The sequence below is a fragment of the Aequorivita sp. H23M31 genome (genome assembly GCF_004022485.1).
GTDB lineage: Bacteria > Bacteroidota > Bacteroidia > Flavobacteriales > Flavobacteriaceae > Aequorivita > Aequorivita ciconiae.
Genome location: NZ_CP034951.1, coordinates 2,664,126 through 2,684,050, shown reverse-complemented (window position 1 = coordinate 2,684,050; position 19,925 = coordinate 2,664,126). Strand labels below are relative to the sequence as shown.

The 19,925-nt window shown below is 38.6% G+C and carries 20 protein-coding genes; 10 read left to right on the top strand and 10 right to left on the bottom strand.

Annotated elements, in window-relative coordinates; genetic code table 11:
- Positions 1-2,175, bottom strand: a complete 2,175-nt coding sequence (metG, locus tag EI546_RS11850; protein WP_128250733.1) for a methionine--tRNA ligase — start codon at positions 2,173-2,175, stop codon at positions 1-3.
- Between the two features lie 103 nt (positions 2,176-2,278).
- On the opposite strand from metG, the gene EI546_RS11845 reads away from it, so the two are divergent.
- Genes EI546_RS11845 through EI546_RS11830 form a run of 5 tightly spaced genes read left to right on the top strand, consistent with a single transcriptional unit; the run spans position 2,279 to position 4,238 of the window.
- Entirely contained in the window at positions 2,279-3,256 is a 978-nt protein-coding gene (locus tag EI546_RS11845; RefSeq protein ID WP_128250732.1) for a S66 peptidase family protein, read from the top strand.
- A gap of 47 nt (positions 3,257-3,303) precedes the next feature.
- Complete coding sequence (locus tag EI546_RS11840) at positions 3,304-3,525, top strand: DUF433 domain-containing protein (protein WP_128250731.1); 222 nt, start codon at positions 3,304-3,306, stop codon at positions 3,523-3,525.
- A complete protein-coding gene (locus EI546_RS16770; protein WP_205649736.1) occupies positions 3,522-3,758 on the top strand; it encodes a DUF5615 family PIN-like protein in 237 nt (78 codons plus the stop codon). The genes EI546_RS11840 and EI546_RS16770 overlap by 4 nt, the downstream gene beginning before the upstream one ends.
- Positions 3,755-3,856, top strand: a complete 102-nt coding sequence (locus EI546_RS16765) for a hypothetical protein (protein ID WP_410198308.1) — start codon at positions 3,755-3,757, stop codon at positions 3,854-3,856. The genes EI546_RS16770 and EI546_RS16765 overlap by 4 nt, the downstream gene beginning before the upstream one ends.
- A gap of 19 nt (positions 3,857-3,875) precedes the next feature.
- Positions 3,876-4,238: a YraN family protein gene (locus EI546_RS11830; protein WP_128250730.1), complete on the top strand. Its 363-nt coding sequence runs from the start codon at positions 3,876-3,878 to the stop codon at positions 4,236-4,238.
- A gap of 66 nt (positions 4,239-4,304) precedes the next feature.
- Here the strand turns inward: EI546_RS11830 and EI546_RS11825 are convergent, their stop codons facing one another.
- From EI546_RS11825 to mfd, 4 genes are all read right to left on the bottom strand, one after another.
- Positions 4,305-5,630: a TlpA family protein disulfide reductase gene (locus EI546_RS11825; RefSeq protein WP_128250729.1), complete on the bottom strand. Its 1,326-nt coding sequence runs from the start codon at positions 5,628-5,630 to the stop codon at positions 4,305-4,307.
- 65 nt (positions 5,631-5,695) lie between these two features.
- The gene (locus EI546_RS11820) at positions 5,696-6,511 is read right to left on the bottom strand and encodes a helix-turn-helix domain-containing protein (protein ID WP_128250728.1); all 816 of its coding nucleotides are present in this window, start codon (positions 6,509-6,511) and stop codon (positions 5,696-5,698) included.
- A 416-nt stretch (positions 6,512-6,927) separates the two neighbouring features.
- Positions 6,928-7,164: a hypothetical protein gene (locus EI546_RS11810; protein WP_128250727.1), complete on the bottom strand. Its 237-nt coding sequence runs from the start codon at positions 7,162-7,164 to the stop codon at positions 6,928-6,930.
- 29 nt (positions 7,165-7,193) lie between these two features.
- Positions 7,194-10,721, bottom strand: coding sequence for a transcription-repair coupling factor (gene mfd / locus EI546_RS11805; protein WP_128250726.1), 3,528 nt, complete (start codon positions 10,719-10,721; stop codon positions 7,194-7,196).
- A gap of 190 nt (positions 10,722-10,911) precedes the next feature.
- Here mfd and EI546_RS11800 point away from each other — a divergent pair, with 190 nt between their 5' ends.
- Both EI546_RS11800 and EI546_RS11795 read left to right on the top strand, forming a co-directional pair.
- Positions 10,912-12,285 (top strand): dihydrolipoyl dehydrogenase family protein, encoded by a 1,374-nt coding sequence (locus tag EI546_RS11800; protein WP_128250725.1) that lies wholly within the window; start codon positions 10,912-10,914, stop codon positions 12,283-12,285.
- Positions 12,286-12,548: 263 nt separating this feature from the next.
- Positions 12,549-13,211: a DUF6766 family protein gene (locus EI546_RS11795; protein ID WP_128250724.1), complete on the top strand. Its 663-nt coding sequence runs from the start codon at positions 12,549-12,551 to the stop codon at positions 13,209-13,211.
- A 36-nt stretch (positions 13,212-13,247) separates the two neighbouring features.
- Here EI546_RS11795 and EI546_RS11790 read toward each other — a convergent pair whose 3' ends face one another.
- Positions 13,248-14,054: a tryptophan-rich sensory protein gene (locus tag EI546_RS11790; protein WP_128250723.1), complete on the bottom strand. Its 807-nt coding sequence runs from the start codon at positions 14,052-14,054 to the stop codon at positions 13,248-13,250.
- A 46-nt stretch (positions 14,055-14,100) separates the two neighbouring features.
- On the bottom strand, positions 14,101-14,733 hold the full coding sequence (gene pdeM / locus EI546_RS11785; protein WP_128250722.1) for a ligase-associated DNA damage response endonuclease PdeM: 633 nt from the start codon (positions 14,731-14,733) through the stop codon (positions 14,101-14,103).
- Positions 14,734-14,954: 221 nt separating this feature from the next.
- Here pdeM and EI546_RS11780 point away from each other — a divergent pair, with 221 nt between their 5' ends.
- Both EI546_RS11780 and EI546_RS16760 read left to right on the top strand, forming a co-directional pair.
- A complete protein-coding gene (locus tag EI546_RS11780) occupies positions 14,955-15,161 on the top strand; it encodes a helix-turn-helix domain-containing protein (RefSeq protein WP_128250721.1) in 207 nt (68 codons plus the stop codon).
- A 50-nt stretch (positions 15,162-15,211) separates the two neighbouring features.
- The gene (locus EI546_RS16760) at positions 15,212-15,304 is read left to right on the top strand and encodes a hypothetical protein (RefSeq protein WP_128250720.1); all 93 of its coding nucleotides are present in this window, start codon (positions 15,212-15,214) and stop codon (positions 15,302-15,304) included.
- 99 nt (positions 15,305-15,403) lie between these two features.
- On the opposite strand, the gene EI546_RS11770 is transcribed toward EI546_RS16760, so the two are convergent.
- On the bottom strand, positions 15,404-16,312 hold the full coding sequence (locus EI546_RS11770) for a hypothetical protein (RefSeq protein ID WP_128250719.1): 909 nt from the start codon (positions 16,310-16,312) through the stop codon (positions 15,404-15,406).
- 267 nt (positions 16,313-16,579) lie between these two features.
- On the opposite strand from EI546_RS11770, the gene EI546_RS11765 reads away from it, so the two are divergent.
- Positions 16,580-17,704 carry a TlpA family protein disulfide reductase gene (locus EI546_RS11765; RefSeq protein ID WP_128250718.1) on the top strand — a complete coding sequence of 375 codons (1,125 nt, stop codon included), beginning with the start codon at positions 16,580-16,582 and terminating at the stop codon, positions 17,702-17,704.
- A 340-nt stretch (positions 17,705-18,044) separates the two neighbouring features.
- Here EI546_RS11765 and EI546_RS11760 read toward each other — a convergent pair whose 3' ends face one another.
- Together EI546_RS11760 and atpD are read right to left on the bottom strand one after the other, a co-directional pair.
- Positions 18,045-18,320, bottom strand: coding sequence for a F0F1 ATP synthase subunit epsilon (locus EI546_RS11760; RefSeq protein ID WP_128250717.1), 276 nt, complete (start codon positions 18,318-18,320; stop codon positions 18,045-18,047).
- Positions 18,321-18,407: 87 nt separating this feature from the next.
- Positions 18,408-19,913, bottom strand: coding sequence for a F0F1 ATP synthase subunit beta (atpD, locus tag EI546_RS11755; RefSeq protein ID WP_128250716.1), 1,506 nt, complete (start codon positions 19,911-19,913; stop codon positions 18,408-18,410).
- Positions 19,914-19,925 lie beyond the last annotated feature (12 nt).

Genomic DNA, 19,925 nt, shown 5'->3' with positions numbered 1-19,925 from the left:
TTAGTTTATGGTTGCCCCATTATCAACACTACTCGCACTGAGCGGAGTCGAAGTGTCAGGATTCATAAAAACCAATTTTCCATCAGCATCTTCGGTCATCAATATCATTCCTTGACTTTCCACGCCACGAAGTTTTCTTGGAGCTAAGTTTGCCAATACAGTCACTTTTTTTCCAATAACTTCTTCAGCAGTAAAACTCTCTGCAATACCTGAAACGATGGTTCGAACGTCCAGACCGGTATCGATTTTCAACACCAGAAGTTTATCCGCTTTCGGCATTTTTTCGGCTTCTATTATTGTTCCCACGCGCATATCGAGTTTTGCGAAATCCTCGTATTGAATTGTTTCTTTTTGTGGTGTTACTTTAGGTTCTTCCGTAGAATTATTTTCTTGATTACTTACTGTATTATCCATTTTAGTCTGTTTCAATTTGTTTAATTGTGCTTCAACCTGTTCGTCCTCTATTTTGCTGAAAAGAAGTGCGGCTTTTCCAACTTTATGTCCAGGTTTTAGTAAATCTGATTTTGAGGAAATGTCGTTCCACCCCAAAGACCCTTCGACTGAGCCTGTCCCGAGCGCAGTCGAAGGGCTCAGGGTAACATTGAGCATGTTTTTTAATTTTTCTGAAGTAAATGGCAAAAACGGTTCACTCAAAACAGCCAAGGCAGTAGAAATCTGAAGAGCTACATACATTACCGTTTTCGTACGCGCTTCGTCGGTTTTAATGGTTTTCCACGGTTCTTCATCGGCGAGATATTTGTTCCCCAATCGTGCCAGATTCATCATTTCTGCCTGTGCTTCGCGAAATCTGTAGCGCTCCAAAGAGCTTGCAATTACATCGGGATAGGCTTTCATTTCTTTTAAAGTCTGTTCGTCAACTTCAGAAAATTCTCCGGGTTCTGGAACGATTCCATCGTAATATTTATCCGTCAAAACCATAACTCGGTTGATGAAATTCCCTAGAATGGCGACCAATTCGTTGTTGTTTCTTGCTTGAAAATCGGCCCAGGTAAAGTCATTGTCCTTGGTTTCAGGAGCGTTCGCCGTAAGAACGTAGCGCAACACATCTTGTTGATTTGGGAAATCCTCCAGGTATTCGTGCAACCAGACCGCCCAATTTTTACTGGTTGAAATTTTATTTCCTTCAAGATTCAAGAATTCGTTGGCCGGAACATTGTTCGGGAAAATATAACTTCCTTCGGCAGCAAGCATGGATGGAAAAATGATACAGTGAAAAACGATGTTGTCTTTTCCGATGAAATGCAGCAGTTTGGTATCCTCATCCTTCCAATAATCCTCCCAATTTTTTCCTTCACGCTCTGCCCACTCTTTTGTAGAAGAAATATAACCTATTGGTGCATCAAACCACACGTAGAGCACTTTTCCCTCCGCGCCTTCAACCGGCACCGGGATTCCCCAATCCAGATCGCGAGTTACTGCACGGGGTCGTAAACCATCGTCAATCCAGCTTTTACATTGTCCATAAACATTGGTTTTCCAATCTTTTTTATGGTTCACCAAAATCCAATCCTTTAAAAAGTCTTCATATTCATTCAATGGCAAGAACCAATGCTTGGTTTCCTTCATCACAGGCTTATTCCCTGAAATCACACTTCTTGGATTTATCAAATCCGTGGCGTTTAGGCTCGTTCCACATTTTTCACATTGGTCGCCATACGCTTCCTCATAACCACATTTTGGACAAGTACCAACGATGTAACGATCTGCCAAAAACTGATTGGCTTCTTCATCAAATAATTGCTCTGTGGTTTCCTCTACAAACTTTCCATCATCATACAATTTCCTGAAAAACTCCGAAGCCGTTTTATGATGAATTTCTGCCGAGGTGCGCGAATAATTATCGAAGGATATGCCGAATTCCGCAAAACTATCCTTTATCAACTTATGGTACTTATCCACCACTTGTTGCGGTGTAATACCTTCTTTTTTTGCTTTGATAGTGATGGGAACACCGTGCTCATCACTTCCGCAGATAAAGGCTACATCCTTATTTTGCAGACGTTGGTAGCGCGCATAGATATCTGCAGGGACATACACGCCAGCTAAATGACCTATGTGTACAGGACCATTTGTATATGGCAGAGCGGCAGTAATGGTATATCTATTTGCTGTCGCGGAAGGAGTGACAGAAGCGGAATTTTCAGGTGTTTCCATAAAAAAAAATTAGAGTGCAAATGTACGGTTTTCAGAAGTAAAATAGAAGAAGCCGTTTTAATAAACCCTGAAGATATCTATCTTTAAGGAAATTTTTAAAATAATGATTTCACCCCCGAATTTAAAGAAAGGAGACTTAGTTGGAATAGTTTCCACAGCAAGAAGAATTACAAGGAAAGAACTGGAAACTTCCAAGAATTTTGTGGAAAAATGGGGAATTAAAATCGTTTGGGGAAAATCTATAGATGCTGAAGAAAACCAATATGCAGGGAGTGATGCCTTGCGAATTGCCGATTTTCAGGAGATGCTGGACAATCCAGAAATTAAAGCTATTTGGTGCGCAAAAGGTGGCTATGGAACAGTTCGGATAATTGACAAATTGGATTTTACCGCGTTTAAAAAATCACCTAAATGGATTATTGGATATAGCGATGTAACTGTTTTGCATTCACATATTCACAATCTTGGAGTTGAAACCTTGCACGCCCAAATATTATTGGGAATAGAAACTAAACCTAAGAAAACTGCGGAATCTATAAGGAAGGTTTTGTTTGGTGAAGCATATTCGGTTTTGATTGAGAAACCACTGTGTGGTAAATCACCACATTCGCAGATTGGGAGTGTTAAATCAACAGATTCCTTCGCGCGGCTCGGAATGGGGAAGGGCGAACTAGTTGGTGGAAACTTATCTATTTTGTATTCACTTTGCGGAAGTAATTCAGCGATAAATACGGATGGAAAAATTCTTTTTATTGAAGATTTAGATGAATATCTCTATCATATAGACCGAATGATGATGAATTTGAAACGTAACGGAATGCTTTCAAATCTTGCAGGTTTGATTGTTGGAGGAATGACTGAAATGCACGATAATATTATTCCCTTTGGAAAAAGTGCAGAGGAAATAGTTTTTGATGCGGTGAAAGAATATGATTACCCAGTCTGTTTTGATTTTCCAGCTGGCCATTTGCCGGATAATCGGGCTCTTATAATGGGAAGGAAAGTGGATTTTAGAGTACAGTCTTCAAAAGTCTACCTTCAATTTTTAGAGTCAGAGATTGTAAATCAATCATTACAATAATAATCTACAACTCCCTGCAAACCACAAAAAAGGGGTATATTTACTTTATGAATTATAGAGATTATATCGAAATACGGGCAGATAAACGATTTGGAAAGCCTTGCCTCAAGGGAACACGAATTTCTGTTTATGATGTTTTAAATTGGTTGGCTAATGGGATGACCAAACAGGAAATAATGACGGATTTTGATGAAGCCTCTGAGGAAATGATTCAAGCCTGTCTACATTTTGCGGCAGATAAAGAATATAAACACGCCTTACTATATTGAAACTTTTATTTGACCAGAATATCTCGCCAAGAGTTTTAAGAAGGATCACTCCTCATTTTCCTTCTTCTTCGCGCATTCGATTTGAAGGTTTAACGAACGCCTCGGATAACTTAATCTTTAAATTTGCCAAAGAAAATCAATATACTATCGTAACTTTTGATTCCGATTTCGTGGATTTCGCTTTAGTCAATGAATCCCTCCTAAAATCATTTGGTTACATACGGGAAATTTGACTACCCATTCTATTTTGAAACTATTGGAGCAGAACATTGAAAGTATTAAGACCTTTATAACTTCTGATTCGAAACGGTTACTTGAAATTTTAAAATAAATACCTACTCATTTTAAAAATGGCTTCTCACAACGAACTCGGGAAAATAGGAGAGGAAATTGCCGCCCAATATTTGATGAAACACGGCTATAAAATCCTGTGCCGAAATTTCTTTTTTGATAAAGCCGAATTAGATATCATTGCCCAAAAAGAAGAAGAGACAGTTGTTATTGTAGAAGTAAAAACCCGTAACAGCGATTTTTTCGGCGATCCGCAAAGTTTTGTCACACCTGGAAAAATCAAGAATTTGGTGAAAGCCGCGAATGAATATGTCGTTTCAAATGAACTGGACGTAGAAGTACGTTTTGACATAATCGCCGTATTAAAAAACCAGAAAACAGAAAGTGTGGAGCATTTTATAAATGCCTTTTACCATTTTTGAATTCCCGCCCTTCGGCTGCGGCTCAGGATAAACTTCGGCGGGAATCTCCCTGTAAATTATAAAATCCTATTTCTTATAAGCCTCCAATTGATCGATAATCCCAAATAGACTTTTTTCACCCCGTGGTTTGGCGATAATTTTTTTATCCTTATCCAGAACAATGAAAGTAGGTGTGCCGGTGATATTGTATTTTAAGGTAATACTTGCGCGATCTTCTCCGATTTTCATAAGGTGAATAAATTGGGAAAGGTTGGGAATTGTTTCTTTCCAATGCTGTTCATCCATTTCCAATCCAATGGCGATTACTTTTATTTTCTGATCTGAAATGCTTTTCATTTTTTCATCCAACACCGGCATTTGTTCCATACAATGGGAACATTCCGAACTCCAAAACGCCAAGATATAATATTCCGATCCTTCCGTTGTATAGAGCGTTTTTTCTTTGCCGTCTTCATCTTGCCAAGAAAAATCCGGTGCTTTCGCTCCCATTGAAAGGGATTTAAACAATTCAATTTTTTTGGCCAAAACGGGATCGTTGGCCGAGTTGGCCAATTCAATAAGATAATTTTCAGCTAAATAGTTGGCGGCATTGTGTTTATTGTTGTCAACCAAAACTTGCCAAAAATTCGCCAAGACGGTTTTTTGAAACTCGGTATCACAATTTCGAAGTTCAAAATAAATGTCATTTATAAGCGAACGGTAGAATGAAGGACCTTGAGCCGCGATAAACTCGTTATAATATGAAGTTATCTTTTTTAATGGAAAGGAAGAACTTTGCAGCTGCTCATTTTCAAAATCAAAATTTTTAAAATAATTGCTCTTCTTTTCGGCATAATAAATATTTCTATTCTTGAACTTATTAGGAATAAAAGGTTTGTTTGCTTTAATAAATAGAGAAGCAAATGAATCCTTTGAATCTTTCTCCGCTTTATTCTGAAGGTCTATCTGGCTCTTTAAAAAGTTTCTTATTTCCTTTTCTTTTGGATTTTCACTCATCAATTCAGAATCGAGTTCCTTTTCAATGGAATCCATTTTTTTTAAATACTCAGATAGCATTCTATTTTGTTCATCACTAAAAACCACTCCTGACTTTTCAGAAAATGTGAAGCTGATAGCCGATTTCCCATCATAGATAATATCGAAGAAGTGCGATTCCTCGGGCAAATTGTAAACCAGTCTATAATTACCTTTTGAAATCGAAGAATTCAATTCTATCTTAAAACCTCCATTAACTACTTTGGTATTCGTTGTGTAAATTTTTCCAGTTGGCGTCAAACGATAAAGAATAACGAAGTCATAATCTTTGGAGGGAGAAAATTCACCTGAAAGGGAGTTTTGACAAGAGACAATCAAAGGACTAAGAAGTAGTAGAAATAGTAACTTTTTGAGCATAATCAAAGAATTGAAAATGCAAAGTTATCATTCTTTTATCGAGGGCTCTAGGTTTCACAAATTTCTTAATACGATGGTGAAGCAGCGGTTTCCTTTTTCACAAACTCTTCGATTTTGTAAAGCAGAATAATTTGTAAAAGCATACTTGGGATTAAAAAGATAAGGCCGAGCCATGCCAAAAAAACCAAAATAAGGAGAACCCCACTTGCTATTTCCAATCCACCAGCAATTTCAGATATTTTTCCCATAGGCTTAAGCAATCTCATTATTGCAGCCCCGAAAATAACAGATCCAATTCCGCAGAAAATGGATTGAACAGCCAATGTATATTCAATATAAAACGGTTGGAAGTACAAGGAAATCATATCATAACCGTGAAACAAAATAGTAGTGCCAATTAGGAAGAAAGCACCGATTTTCATTAAATAATTATTGAATAATTTTCCACTCAAAACAAAACCCCATAGAAAATAAATATAGGTTATCATCGTAATGAATTTCATGCTGATGTACGCTCCGTTGGATATGATGAGTTCATTTTCATAAAATCGGGTATAATCCACGGCGAACTCAACAAACCCAATTAGAAAATAAATCAAACCACATATCCACGCAAGTTTGATATAGAAAGCTGAAAAATTTATTGCTTCAAAATTAAAATTTTCAACTGCTGGGGATTCTGGTCCTCTCAGATTTTCCAGATCCTCTCCCAATACATTCAAAATGGTTTTTAGAGTAAAACTTCTTGGCGTGACCTCGCCCGCTTCAATCCGTTGAATAGTTCTTACGTTAATATTACATAAGTCCACAAGTTCTTCCTGCGTGAGTCCCTTTTGCCTACGAAGTGCCAGGATTTTCTGTCCAAGTTCTGGTTGTTGCATAATCTGTGATTTGATAAAGCAATAGTACGATGACAGTAAATATAAGGCAATATTTTCAAGGGATTTTCACCCGACATTTGCCCGACATTTGTTGAAATCAAAGGAATAATTCTATTTTCTAATAATTTTGAATTTTCCCGAAGGATTCATATTCATTGGAAAAACACGGTATACTTTTACCGTATCTAAATCAGTTTTGTATAAAATAACGAAAGGAAACTTTTTGACAGGAACTTGTCGATAATCTTTGTAAACAATTTGAAAAAGAAATGGATTTTCTTCTAAATAGTTAATTGTATGTTTTATATGATCGAGAAAGGAGTTACTAACTTTTCAGGAGATTTTTAGATACCAATCCTATCCATCGGCAATGTCGAATTTGGCATCTTCTTCTATCGAAATTCGATAGTTCCCCATTACGTTCTATTTTTCACGTAATTTTCAACATCTTCCCAAGTGTGAAAAACCGCTCTTCCTTCGTCTTCTTTTTCTGAAGCATAATCCAAAGCTTGTTTCTGAATTTCTGATAATTCATTAGAATTTTCAAACCAATTTTCAGGAAGAAGATCGACCAGTTTGGCCCTTTCAGAAATACTTAATTTTTGAAAAGCCTCGGCTAATTGCTCAATGGTAAGATTGTGTATCATCGACATTCATCCAATATACAAAACGAAATGCTTATTTAAATTGAAAAAGGCTCCAAAACCTGTAGCGCTTTATCCACAGAATTAACGCCTTCGAAAGTCAAAAGTAATTTCAAGCCATTTCTGGTCTGTTTTTCTTTCATTGTAACTTTTTGTGGATGGGTCTGAACGTATTGCAAAACTTTAGTAAAAGAAGGGCTTTGATAAAATGCACTTTGTTGGTCTGTTACAAAATATCCAACCATCTTTTTGTGTTTCATCACAACGCGTTCGAGTCCCATCGAAATTGCGATCCACTTTATTCGAATACTATTAAGAAGATCCTCAGCTTGTTTTGGCAATTCTCCAAAACGATCCAGCAATTCCTTTCTGAATTTCTCAAGCTCCTCCTCATTTTTTAGCTCATTCAGTTTGGTGTAGAGATTTAGACGTTCGGTAATATTATTAACATAATCATCCGGAAAAAGAAGTTCAAAATCAGTATCAATTGTTGTTTCCTTAACGTAAGTCCGCCCTTCGGCTCCGCTCCGGATAGACTCCGACGAGGAGACATCCTCATACAAATCCTTAAATTCCTTTTCCTTTAATTCATCAATCGCTTCCGCAAGGATTTTTTGATATGTTTCAAACCCTATTTCATTAATAAATCCGCTTTGTTCACCTCCGAGCAAATCTCCCGCACCACGGATTTCTAAATCCTTCATCGCGATATTTATTCCGCTTCCCAATTCTGAAAATTGTTCCAATGCGGTGATTCGCTTTCTGGCTTCGTCGGTCATCACAGAATAATCTGGTGTGATAAAATAACAGAAAGCCTTTTTATTGCTTCGGCCCACACGGCCTCTCATTTGATGTAAATCTGAAAGTCCGAAGTTATTCGCATTGTTGATGAAAATTGTATTGGCATTGGGAACGTCAAGCCCGCTCTCAATAATTGTAGTAGAAACAAGGACATCAAATTCATTGTTCATAAACCGGAGCATCAAATCCTCAAGTTTTTTTCCATCCATCTGTCCGTGGCCGATTCCTACTTTAGCGTCAGGAACCAAACGTTGGATTAATCCAGCCACTTCTGTAATATTCTCTATTCGGTTGTGCACAAAGAAAATTTGTCCTCCCCTTTCAATCTCATAACTAATGGCATCGCGAATAGCTTCCTCAGAAAACCGGATCACGTGTGTTTCTACAGGATATCTATTTGGAGGCGGCGTTGTAATTACCGAAAGATCCCGCGCTGCCATTAAACTGAATTGCAATGTCCTTGGAATAGGTGTGGCGGTTAAAGTCAGTGTATCGACATTTTCCTTGATAGTTTTCAGTTTATCCTTAACCGCAACACCGAACTTCTGCTCCTCGTCAATTACTAAAAGACCCAAATCTTTAAATTCGACGGATTTATTTACCAATTGATGCGTTCCGATTACGATATCGAGTTTGCCATCTTTTAACCCCTCCAAAACAGCGCGTCTTTCCTTTGCTGTGCGGAAACGGTTGAGATAATCCACTTTCACCGGCATATCGGAAAGACGCTCAGAAAATGTTTTATAATGTTGAAAAGCCAAAATAGTTGTTGGAACCAAAACCGCAACTTGCTTACCGCTATCCACGGCTTTAAATGCTGCGCGGATGGCAACTTCCGTTTTTCCAAAACCAACATCCCCACACACCAAACGATCCATAGGACGCTCGTTTTCCATATCCCGTTTTACATCTTCTGTAGCTGTACTTTGATCGGGCGTGTCTTCATAAATAAATGACGATTCCAATTCGGCCTGCAAATAGCTGTCAGGATCGAATGCGAAACCTTTTAAAGTCCGCCGTTTGGCGTAAAGTTCGATCAAGTTGAAAGCTATCTCTTTGACCCGGGACTTAGTCTTTGCCTTTAGTTTTTTCCAAGCGTCACTTCCGAGTTTGTAGATCTTGGGCTCTCGACCATCCTTGCCATTGTATTTAGAAATCTTGTGGAGCGAATGAATGCTGACGTAAAGAATATCCCGATCGCCATAAAAAAGTTTGATGGCTTCCTGCATTTTTCCTTCCACTTCGATTTTTTGAAGTCCGCCGAATTTTCCAATTCCGTGATCTATGTGGGTGACATAATCTCCAACTTCCAAATTGGATATCTCCTTAATGGTAATCGCCTGTTTTTTGGCATAGCCATTCTTTAAGGAGAATTTGTGGTAGCGCTCAAAAATCTGATGATCCGTATAGCAGACCACCTTTAAATCGTCATCAATAAATCCTTGATATATCGGGAAAACAATGGTTTCGAACTGCTCCACATTTTTATCGGAATCCCTAAAAATATCGCGAAAGCGTTTTGCCTGTTGTTCGCTACTACAGAAAATATAATTTTTATAGCCTTTCTCCGTGTTGTCGTTTAAATTATCGATCAACAAATTGAATTGCCGGTTGAAGGAGGGTTGAGGACGGATTGAAAACGAAATCGAAGTCCCACCCCCAGCCCCTCCCCCAGGGAGGGGAGTTTCGACCTTTGTCAGGTTGAGCGCAGTCGAAACCTCTTTTAAATTTCTGTTTCCTTTTGAATTGAGCGAGACTGTGGTGAAATCTTCTAGTTGCTTCTGAAGCATATCCCCGGTACAAAACAATTCCGAAGGTTTTGCGCGTTTTATAATTGGATCCAATGCTTCGAAAGCGTCTGTTGCTTTCTTGTAGAGACCGTCGATAGCATCCAGAAAGAAATCTTCATTTTTGATAAAAATAACTGTCTTCGCTGCTATATATTTAAAGAAGGATTCCCGGCTTTCATCAATTATTTTATTCTCGATGTTGGGAATAATGGTAATCTTTTTCTTTTGCTCAAGGGAAAGCTGGGTTTCCACATCAAAGGTGCGGATGCTATCCACTTCATCACCGAAGAATTCAATCCTGAACGGTTCGTCATTGCTGAAACTAAATACGTCCAGAATTCCTCCCCGAACAGAAAATTCACCGGGTTCTGTAACAAAATCGGTGCGTTTAAACCGGTATTCAAATAAAACCTCGTTTACGAAATCGATAGAAAGATTATCGTTAACACCGATTTTTAGGGTATTACGTTCTAGCTCTTTCCGAGTGACCACTTTCTCAAATAAGGCCTCAGGATATGTAACGATGAAAGCTGGTTTTTTACGGGAGTTTATTCGATTTAAAACTTCACTTCGCAAAAGAATGTTCGCGTTGTCTGTTTCCTCTATTTGGTAAGGTCTGCGATAACTTCCTGGATAAAACAGTACATTTTTATCTCCCAAAAGATTTTCCAGATCATTTAAATGGTAGGCAGCTTCTTCCTTATCATTTAAAATTAGCAGAAATGGCAATTCAGCAGAGGAAGATTCAGGTTTAAAAGTCTCTGCCAAGACCATTGAAAGAGAAGAACCAATAAGACCCGAAACTGAAATCTCAGTTGGTCTTTTTTTGTCAGTCTGAGCCTGTTGAAGACTGTTGTCAGTCTGAGCTTGTCGAAGCCCTTGTTTTTCTTCTTTTTGAAATTGAAAAATAGCTTCCTGCAGTTTCCGGGTTTTTGGAGACTGGGAATAGAGCGAATTAGCAAATGTTTTCTGCATTGAGGATGCAAATTTACTTCAAAGGTTCAAAGTTCCAAAGACCTGTTATGTATTTAATCCCAACTTTATCATTTTACTAACATACTTTGGGATAGTGAATTGGTATTTTTCGATAGGATTGAAATCCGAACTACTAAATCAATTGACCCGAAAGATCTTTGAGACCTTTCGGGTCTGAAAACTCTAAAATATGGCATTAAAGGAATTCGATGTATTCATAATTGGAACCGGAACCGCTGGAAAAACGGTTGCTTACGATTGTGCTGCGGAAGGAATGACCGTGGCAATAGCCGACAACCGAGAATATGGCGGAACCTGTGCCAATCGCGGCTGTGATCCCAAAAAGGTTTTAGTGGGCATTACAGAGGCTTACAAAATGTCGAAAGATTTGGAGGGAAAAGGAATAGTTAACCCACCGAAAATTGATTGGAAAGCACTTCAAAAATTTAAATCCACTTTTACCGCCGCCGTTCCTGCCGCTACCGAAAGAGATTTGAAGAAAGCGGGCATTAAAATGTACCATCAATCACCGAAATTTTTGGATGAAAATACCCTTTCGGTGGAAGGAAAAACAGTCAAGGCAAAAAAGATTGTTATTGCCACTGGTTTAAAACCTCTGGAACTTAAAATTCCAGGAAGAGATTATTTAAAAATTAGTGATGACTTTCTCGATTTGGAAGAATTACCAGAAAGCATCGTTTTTGTTGGTGGAGGTTATATTGGGATGGAATTCGCCCACATTGCCGCACGTTGTGGTGCACAAGTAACGGTTATTGAAGCAAGCGATCATCCTCTTGATGGTTTTGATAAGGATATTGTTTCGCATTTAACGGAGGCTTCAGAAAAACTGGGGATTAAATTTATTTTCAATGCAAGAGTTTCCGAAGTAAAAAAGCTTCAAAAGAACTATCGCATTTCATATCAGAAAGGCGGTAAAACCGAATCCGCTACAGCAAGGGTGGTCTTTAATACCGCTGGTCGAGTTCCATCCATTGACACTTTGGATTTGGAGAAAGGAAACGTTTCATTTGAAACCCGCCTGACGGACGGGCAGGAAAAGGGAGTTTCCGTAAACGAATACCTTCAGAATCCCAGTAATCCTAATGTATATTCGTGTGGAGACGTTTCGGCGAGTGGAGCTCCACCTCTAACGCCCACTTCTTCGCAGGAAGCCCGGATTGTATCCTTAAATATTAGAGAAGGAAACCATACTAAAATGGATTTTCCTCCTGTGCCATCGGTGGTATTTACCCTTCCGAAGTTGGCAACGATTGGTTTGACCGAAGAAGAAGCACGAAAAAAGGGTTATGATATTGCAGTTAATTATAAGAGTGTGCCCAATTGGTTTAACGCCAAAAGAATAAATGCCGATGTATATGCTTTTAAAATAGTGGAAGACAAAAAGCGAAAGTTAATTTTGGGAGCACATATTATTGGACCAGAAGCCGGGGAAATGATTAATCTTTTTGTTCTGGCCATGTGTGGAAAACTTACGACTGAAAACCTAAAAGCAATGATTTTTGCTTATCCCACTTGGGGAAATGAGATTAAGGGAATGCTCTAAATTCCGCGCGAAGCGAAGGAATCTGTCCCTATTGAAATTTGCCTCTCTTGCCTGACAAATCTGTAAATTATAATGTAATTAGTATTCAAAAGCCTCTCCCAAGAACAACCTGTTAAACAGCAAATCTTTATCCCTTTGGCAATATTTTCAACCCAAATCTTTTTTTATTTTTGTCTAGCATAAGCGTCTAGCATCTAGTAACCTCCACAAACCCACCAAGGATTTTTGGATCTATTGGCAATTTTTCTAAAGAATGGAAGTAAATGGAAACAAAGCATTCTTTCCTCAAAAAAAATGGACTCAGTATTACACTTCTTTTTCTTTGGATAATCTTTCTGCTGGCACAATTTTTAACCGGATTTGAGGTCCATAACAAGGAATTGGCAGAAAATGGGGTTTCCGCCATTTCGTTGGCACACTATTTTACCAGTGGCCATTTTATTCAGGCTACTTTCGAAAACTGGGAAAGTGAGTTTCTTCAGATGGCATTGTACGTGATCCTTACTGTGAAATTATATCAAGTAGGCTCGGCAGAATCCAAAAGTTTGGATAAAAAGGAAAAAGTGGACAAGGACCTAAAACCAACGCCGGATTCCCCTTGGCCAGTTAGAAAAGGTGGATGGTGGTTAAAAATTTATAGCAATTCGCTCTCTATTGCCTTCTTTATATTATTTCTGCTTTCATTTTTGTTTCATTTTTATGGAAGTCTTGTCAGTTATAACGAGGGCCAAATAATTAAGGGAGAGGCACCGGAAGAATGGCAGAATTATATTTTTTCTTCACAATTTTGGTTTGAATCCTTTCAAAATTGGCAAAGCGAGTTTCTTTCCGTAGCCTCGATCGTGATTTTATCCATCTGGCTTCGTCAAAAAGGTTCCACCGAATCAAAACCTGTGGGCGCGCCTCATTCCCAGACAGGAGGATAAATAAAAGTGATTAAATAAAGACCCAAGGATGGCATCCTATTTTTTATATCTATTTTGATACTCCAGGAGTTTTTCGCCAGGATTGGTGGCTCGATTCAAATATCCATGATACCCGCTGCTTATAATTAAAACAATAGCAACCGCCAAGGCCGAATTGGCAACTATGGAGTTCACTTCCCAATTAGCAACACAAATGGCAATTAGTGCCCAAGCTCCAACAAGGGCAAATTCCCGCATATTTCGTCGCCAAGTAACTACGAAATTTAGAATTCCTGCAATAATAATCATTGTAATCGCCCACGAAGTTTCACTATAACCCCAAGCTTCCCATTCTATACTTTTTAAGTAGGCAGAAACATTGGCAATACACGCGACGGTTACCCAACCACTATAGAAAACAAAGGGCCACCAAAGAAATGCTATAACGGAAATAGGTGCATCCCAAAGTTCCATTCTGTTTTTCATCACGATTTTTAAAAGTGCAAAGAGCAAAACGAAAATTGCCAAGATGGAATATTCCATAAACCCATATACCCAGAAAATGATCCACATGATATTGGCGAAACAGGACAATACAAACCACCAGCCAGTTTGTAATATAAATCCGTCATCGCGAACGGGTTTGGTCAAACTTCTACTTTGGTAAATAATAAACCCGAGCAGCAATAGATAAATAAATCCCCAAATAGAAAAAGCATAACCTGCCGGCGTAAATAAATTGTGATTTGCATTGGATATATCCGCAATGGAAGTGTCATTAATAGCGCCCATTCCTCCCAGAATATTGACGATGACAACTAGAATAAAACCAATGATATTCGCGATTTGTAGTGTTTTCTTCATAATAAAAAGGGAAGGCACAAAGCCATCGTTTTACGGGTCTTTTACTTTAAACTCGAAGCACCTCTCCATCAACAACCACATAAACTTCATCAGATTTTGAAGGTTTTAAAATGTGCTTCCCCGTAAAGTTACCAAAAGCAGGGAGTATAAGGCTGTTAACGGTTTTATAAAAACAAGGAAGGCGCAAAAATTGTTTGCCAACTCCCCTTAACATAATTCCAGGATGGATATGACCATAGAAATTAAAAAGATCTTCTCTGGTAGTGGGATGATGGGTAAGTAAGAAATTATCCAATATCAATTCATCAAATACCTTTACGCCAATTTCCTCATATAAATACTGTGGGATAATATCGTGGTTGCCTGAAATAAGGATGATATCTGCATTGGTATATTCCACCCACTTTTCAAAATCTTTCCATTCCTCATTTATTTTACTGTGGAATAGATCGCCTAGAAAACAAATAGATTCTGGCTGAAATAAATTAGTAATCTCAGTAAGTTCCTCTAGGTTTTTATAAGCTGCACTGGCGGGAACCGGCGCACCGTGTTTCCTAAAATGGGCCACCTTCCCCAAATGCACGTCGGCAACCAACAACATTTTTTTTTCTTGCCAATAAATGGCGCAACTTGGATGAAGAATAAAGTTTTGGGAGTTAATCTGAATTTTTACCGGCATTGTGCAAAGGTAAATTATAACTTTTAATGATGGAAAATTTGGAAGGAAATGAGGTTGTAGTAGATTTCCACAAATTGACTGTAAACTATTTTTCAGCTAATTAGCTAAGATCTTGCAAAAACCACAATTCCTATGGAAGAAAAAATCCCAAATTCCAGATTGCCACTTTCGTCGCAATAGGAATTTGGGATTTATATTTTTTAGAATTAGATCGAAGCCGTATGTTAATTAAACTTACGCTGGATGAATTGCTTCAGGAAAAAGGAATGACCGGCAAGGAATTAGCTGAAATAATAGGAATCACGGAAGCAAACCTCTCAATTTTTAGAGGCGGGAAAGCACGTGCGGTGCGGTTTTCAACTTTGGCGGCTATCTGTGATGCTTTGGATTGTCAGCCTGGGGATATTTTACAACATTTAAGGGATTGAGCCAACGCCTAAATTATGTCCAAATTTGGGAGTAGAAAAACGCCAGTGAAGTGGTAAGGGCCGCATTGCGTGCCCAAGAGTTGAATGATCAAAAATTGGAACATCTGCGAAATGAGATTCAAAAGGGATTGATAGCGGAATAAGTAATAGGAATTTCAGAGACATAATAGAAGCCAAACGGAAGGAGCATGGCATCAAATGAGAAGCAATCACGAAATACAAATGTTCAAATCCTCCTTATTTTAGGGTTGGGTGGTGGCCACCAAAGGTCCGGCATCTTTACTAAATCCCTCTGAGCCACAATTGGCTCGCACATAAAATTCGTAGGTAGTACTTGGATTGATGCCTGCCTCAATCAAGGGGTTTGATATGGATGTATTAAGAATTCTGCCTGTACCTATTGCGAAACCTTGTGGTCCATATTCCACCTGCCAAGAAGAATTATCCCCTCGATCCCAGGTTATCCGCAACGATTCTCTTCCAACACTTATAAGTCTCAATCGTTCAGGCTTTTTACAAACATCCAAGGTAGTAAAAGAGGTGACTTCGGAATTGGGTGACAAATCTGTTCCGCAAACGTTTCTCATATAAACGTCATAAGTTGTACTCGGAATTAGATTATTTAGATCGTACCAATATTCTGTGCGATTGATGCTAATTTTGGTTCCTGAGCCCAAATCAAATCCGCTCGGGCCATATTCAATTTCCGTAGCCTGGGTTTCCATAAACCAATTAATGCGGGCTGTGGTTTCGAAAATACTGGAAACAGTAACCAAATCTATCGCTTGGCAGGAAAGAGTAGTAAAGTTTCTTGGGCCCACATTTTTCGAAAAATTGTCGTTGCCACATTTCTTCTTTACATAAAATGAATAAGTAGTTCCAGAGGACAGACCTTCTACACGATATTCAAATTCTTGGGTCTCGACAATGGTTCCAGTGCCGGGATTAAATCCTTCTGGACCAAATTCTGCTACATAGATGGCGGGCTGGCTTTCCAAAACGTCATTCCAACCGAGAATCACTGAACTGGTTGAAATTCCTCGAGTCTCAAGGGTCAGGGAAGCGTTGCAATTATTTGCTGGAGCGTCATCTTTTGTAGAACAGGAGACAACTATAAACAAGAAAAGGAAATAGGACAGTGTTTTTTTCATGGCTTTCGCATTGTGCAAGCAAATATAGATTAAAAACCCAACTAACTATTACAGAAAATTGGGGTTCTGGAAAATCCTCTTGGTGATAGGCTAGTCTGCCAACACAATTACACAATTCTTATTGCACTCAACAGTTCCTCCAGATGCTGATGTCAATTAATTATCTTGAGGATATTTTCCTTGACGAAAAAGATTTAGTATTATTGAGGTGACTCTGTTTCGTAAGTTATTATTTAATTTTGATAATTTTTTGCTTCGTCCAATATTATGTGCAAACTACCTATTCTCTTTTTAATGTTTCTAATTGCTTCAAGTAGCGTGGCCCAAGAGGTTGTCAATTCTGAAACTCTGGTCCAATACCTGCACAGGGATCAACAAAAATTAGCTTACAAAGTTGACGTTCACGAAAAATCATTTTTTCAAGATGATACTTTAAAAATTAGCTATCAGGTTTTTGCCGAAAGAAATAAGGAAGATACTATCTATGGATACAATTTCAAAATAGTAAAGCCTCATGCAACTATTTATAATTTAAATGGTACCTTATACAAGTTTTTCGATGATAATGGAGATAGGAAATTCCTCACGGAACAAAAAAAGGACGGTAAATTGGACTTGTTGCTTATACCGAATATGAATTTGAATGCAGGAGATTTAGTGGATACCCTGCACACAACGGTTTCTAAAGTGGATGAAGGATACATTGTACACAAACATTACGATAGTATTAACCAAATTAAAAATATTGATTTAACCTATAAATTTTCAGTTGCTGATGCCCAGTTGATTTCGTTTACCAGTTCGGTATATTTTCAAGATTCCCAACAATACCGTCATTTGGACTTTGGAAGTTTAGCATACGATTTTGACATTGATTTCGAGGGTGAAATTGAACAGTTTTTGAAGGTTTCCCAACCCTTCGTAAGAATTGAAAGAACTGTAATAGATCAGAAAGTTTTTCCAAGAATTGATGGAACACTTTTAAATGGAGATAATAAGGTAGTTCTGGATGATTTTAAAAGTGAGATATTAATTTTGGACTATTGGTATTTTCGGTGTTATCCCTGTATAAAGGCAATTCCAAAACTCAATAACTTGAATGCTAAATACCCTGACAGTCTTGTAGGTGTAGTTGGAATAAATATCATTGATGACAAAATAAAGGATAGGGCTTATCTGGATAAATTTATAAAGAAAAATAGGGTAAATTATCCAAGTATTTTTACTAAGCAAAATCCGTTATCCGTAAATTCTTTTCCAACGGTTATAATTATTGACAAAGATTTCAATATTCTATATTCTGAATTCGGTTATAGCGAAAATATGGAAGAAGAATTGACAGGGGTAATAGAAAAATATCTCTCCACACATTCAACAAAAAAGGATAATTAACGCCAATTTAATCTTATGATGTCCTTATTGTTTTTAATAAGGATATTGACGATATAGATCCACCTCGGACAGGCTTTAGGAGCATTATAGCCACCCAATAGAAAATCCCAAATTCCATTGCGACTCTAAGGAAGCAATCCGGAATTTGGGATTTATATTTTTTAGAATTGTACCGAAGCCGTATGTTAATTAAACTTTCTTTAAAAAGGTAGCTGAGTAATCCCGATAAAATGTTTTTGGACATTTTGTCGGGATTGTACCGAAGCCGAATGGTAATTAGACTTACTTAAAAAAGGTAGCTGAGTGATTCCGACCCTCAAAGGTCGGAATTGTACCGAAGCTAGTCAGCCAATACAATCACACGATTCTTATTGCACTCAACAGTTCCTCCGGTTATGTGAAGTACCCATTTATCGCCTTCCTTGGAAAATTTATTCTGGAAACCTTCAGCAATGGTAGGATTTCCTCTGAATTTCACTTTTCCAGCTTGTAGGACGGAAACAATAGGAGCGTGGTTGTTCAGCATTTGGAATTCTCCATCCACACCAGGAACGGTTACGCTTTCCACTTCACCGGATACTAAGGACGCTTCTGGGTTTACTATTTCTAAGTACATCTTTTCAATTATGAATTATGAATTATGAATTATGAATTCAGAACTTCCATTTAATTCTGAATTCTTAATTCTTAATTCTGAATTAAATTACGCTTCCGCAAGCATTTTCTCTCCTGCCTCAATCGCTTCTTCAATGGTTCCTTTCAGGTTGAAGGCTGCTTCTGGCAAGTGATCCAATTCGCCATCCATAATCATATTGAAACCTTTGATAGTTTCTTTAATGTCCACCAAAACTCCGGGAATACCTGTAAACTGTTCTGCTACGTGGAAAGGTTGTGAAAGGAAACGCTGAACTCTACGAGCGCGGTTTACTGCCAATTTATCTTCTTCGGAAAGTTCTTCCATCCCTAGAATGGCGATAATATCCTGTAATTCCTTATATCGCTGTAAAAGCTCTTTTACTCGCTGTGCGCATCCGTAGTGTTCTTTTCCAAGAATAGCCTCAGAAAGAATACGTGAAGTAGAATCCAATGGATCCACTGCCGGATAAATACCTAGCTCTGCAATTTTTCGTGAAAGAACGGTGGTAGCATCCAAGTGGGCAAAAGTTGTTGCCGGTGCTGGATCCGTAAGGTCATCCGCAGGAACGTAAACCGCTTGTACAGATGTAATAGAACCTCTTTTTGTGGAAGTAATACGCTCTTGCATCGCACCCATCTCTGTAGCCAAAGTAGGTTGGTAACCCACCGCTGAAGGCATACGACCAAGAAGAGCCGATACCTCAGAACCTGCTTGTGTAAATCGGAAAATGTTATCCACGAAGAACAGTACGTCTTTTCCTTGTCCTTCTCCAGATCCATCACGGAAATATTCTGCAATTGTCAACCCTGAAAGTGCCACACGAGCACGTGCTCCAGGAGGTTCGTTCATCTGTCCGAACACGAAAGTTGCTTTGGATTCTTTCATCGCAGTTTTATCAACTTTTGATAAATCCCAACCTCCGTCTTCCATAGACTTCATAAAGTCATCACCGTATCTGATAATTCCAGATTCCAGCATTTCGCGAAGAAGGTCATTCCCTTCACGGGTACGTTCCCCCACTCCAGCAAAAACCGAAAGACCACCGTGACCTTTCGCAATATTGTTAATCAACTCCTGAATAAGTACGGTTTTACCCACACCAGCACCTCCAAAAAGACCAATCTTACCTCCTTTTGCGTAAGGCTCAATTAAGTCGATTACTTTAATTCCTGTATAAAGGACTTCAGTCGAAGTTGAAAGATCTTCAAATTTTGGAGCTTCACGGTGAATAGGAAGACCATTTTCGCCAGCTTTTGGCAAGTTTCCAATCCCGTCAATAGCATCTCCAATCACGTTGAAAAGTCGGCCATAAATGTCGTCACCGATTGGCATTTGAATAGGCGCGCCGGTTGCAACAGCATCCACACCGCGGCTTAGACCGTCGGTAGAGTCCATTGATATGGTGCGAACCATGTTTTCTCCAATGTGCGATTGAACTTCAAGAACCAATAGGTTTCCGTGGTTATTCACTTCCAAAGAATCGTATATTCTAGGAAGCTCAGCGCCGCTGTCAAACGCAACGTCAACCACTGGGCCAATAATCTGAGCAACTTTTCCTGTAACTTGTGACATGTGTAACTGTTT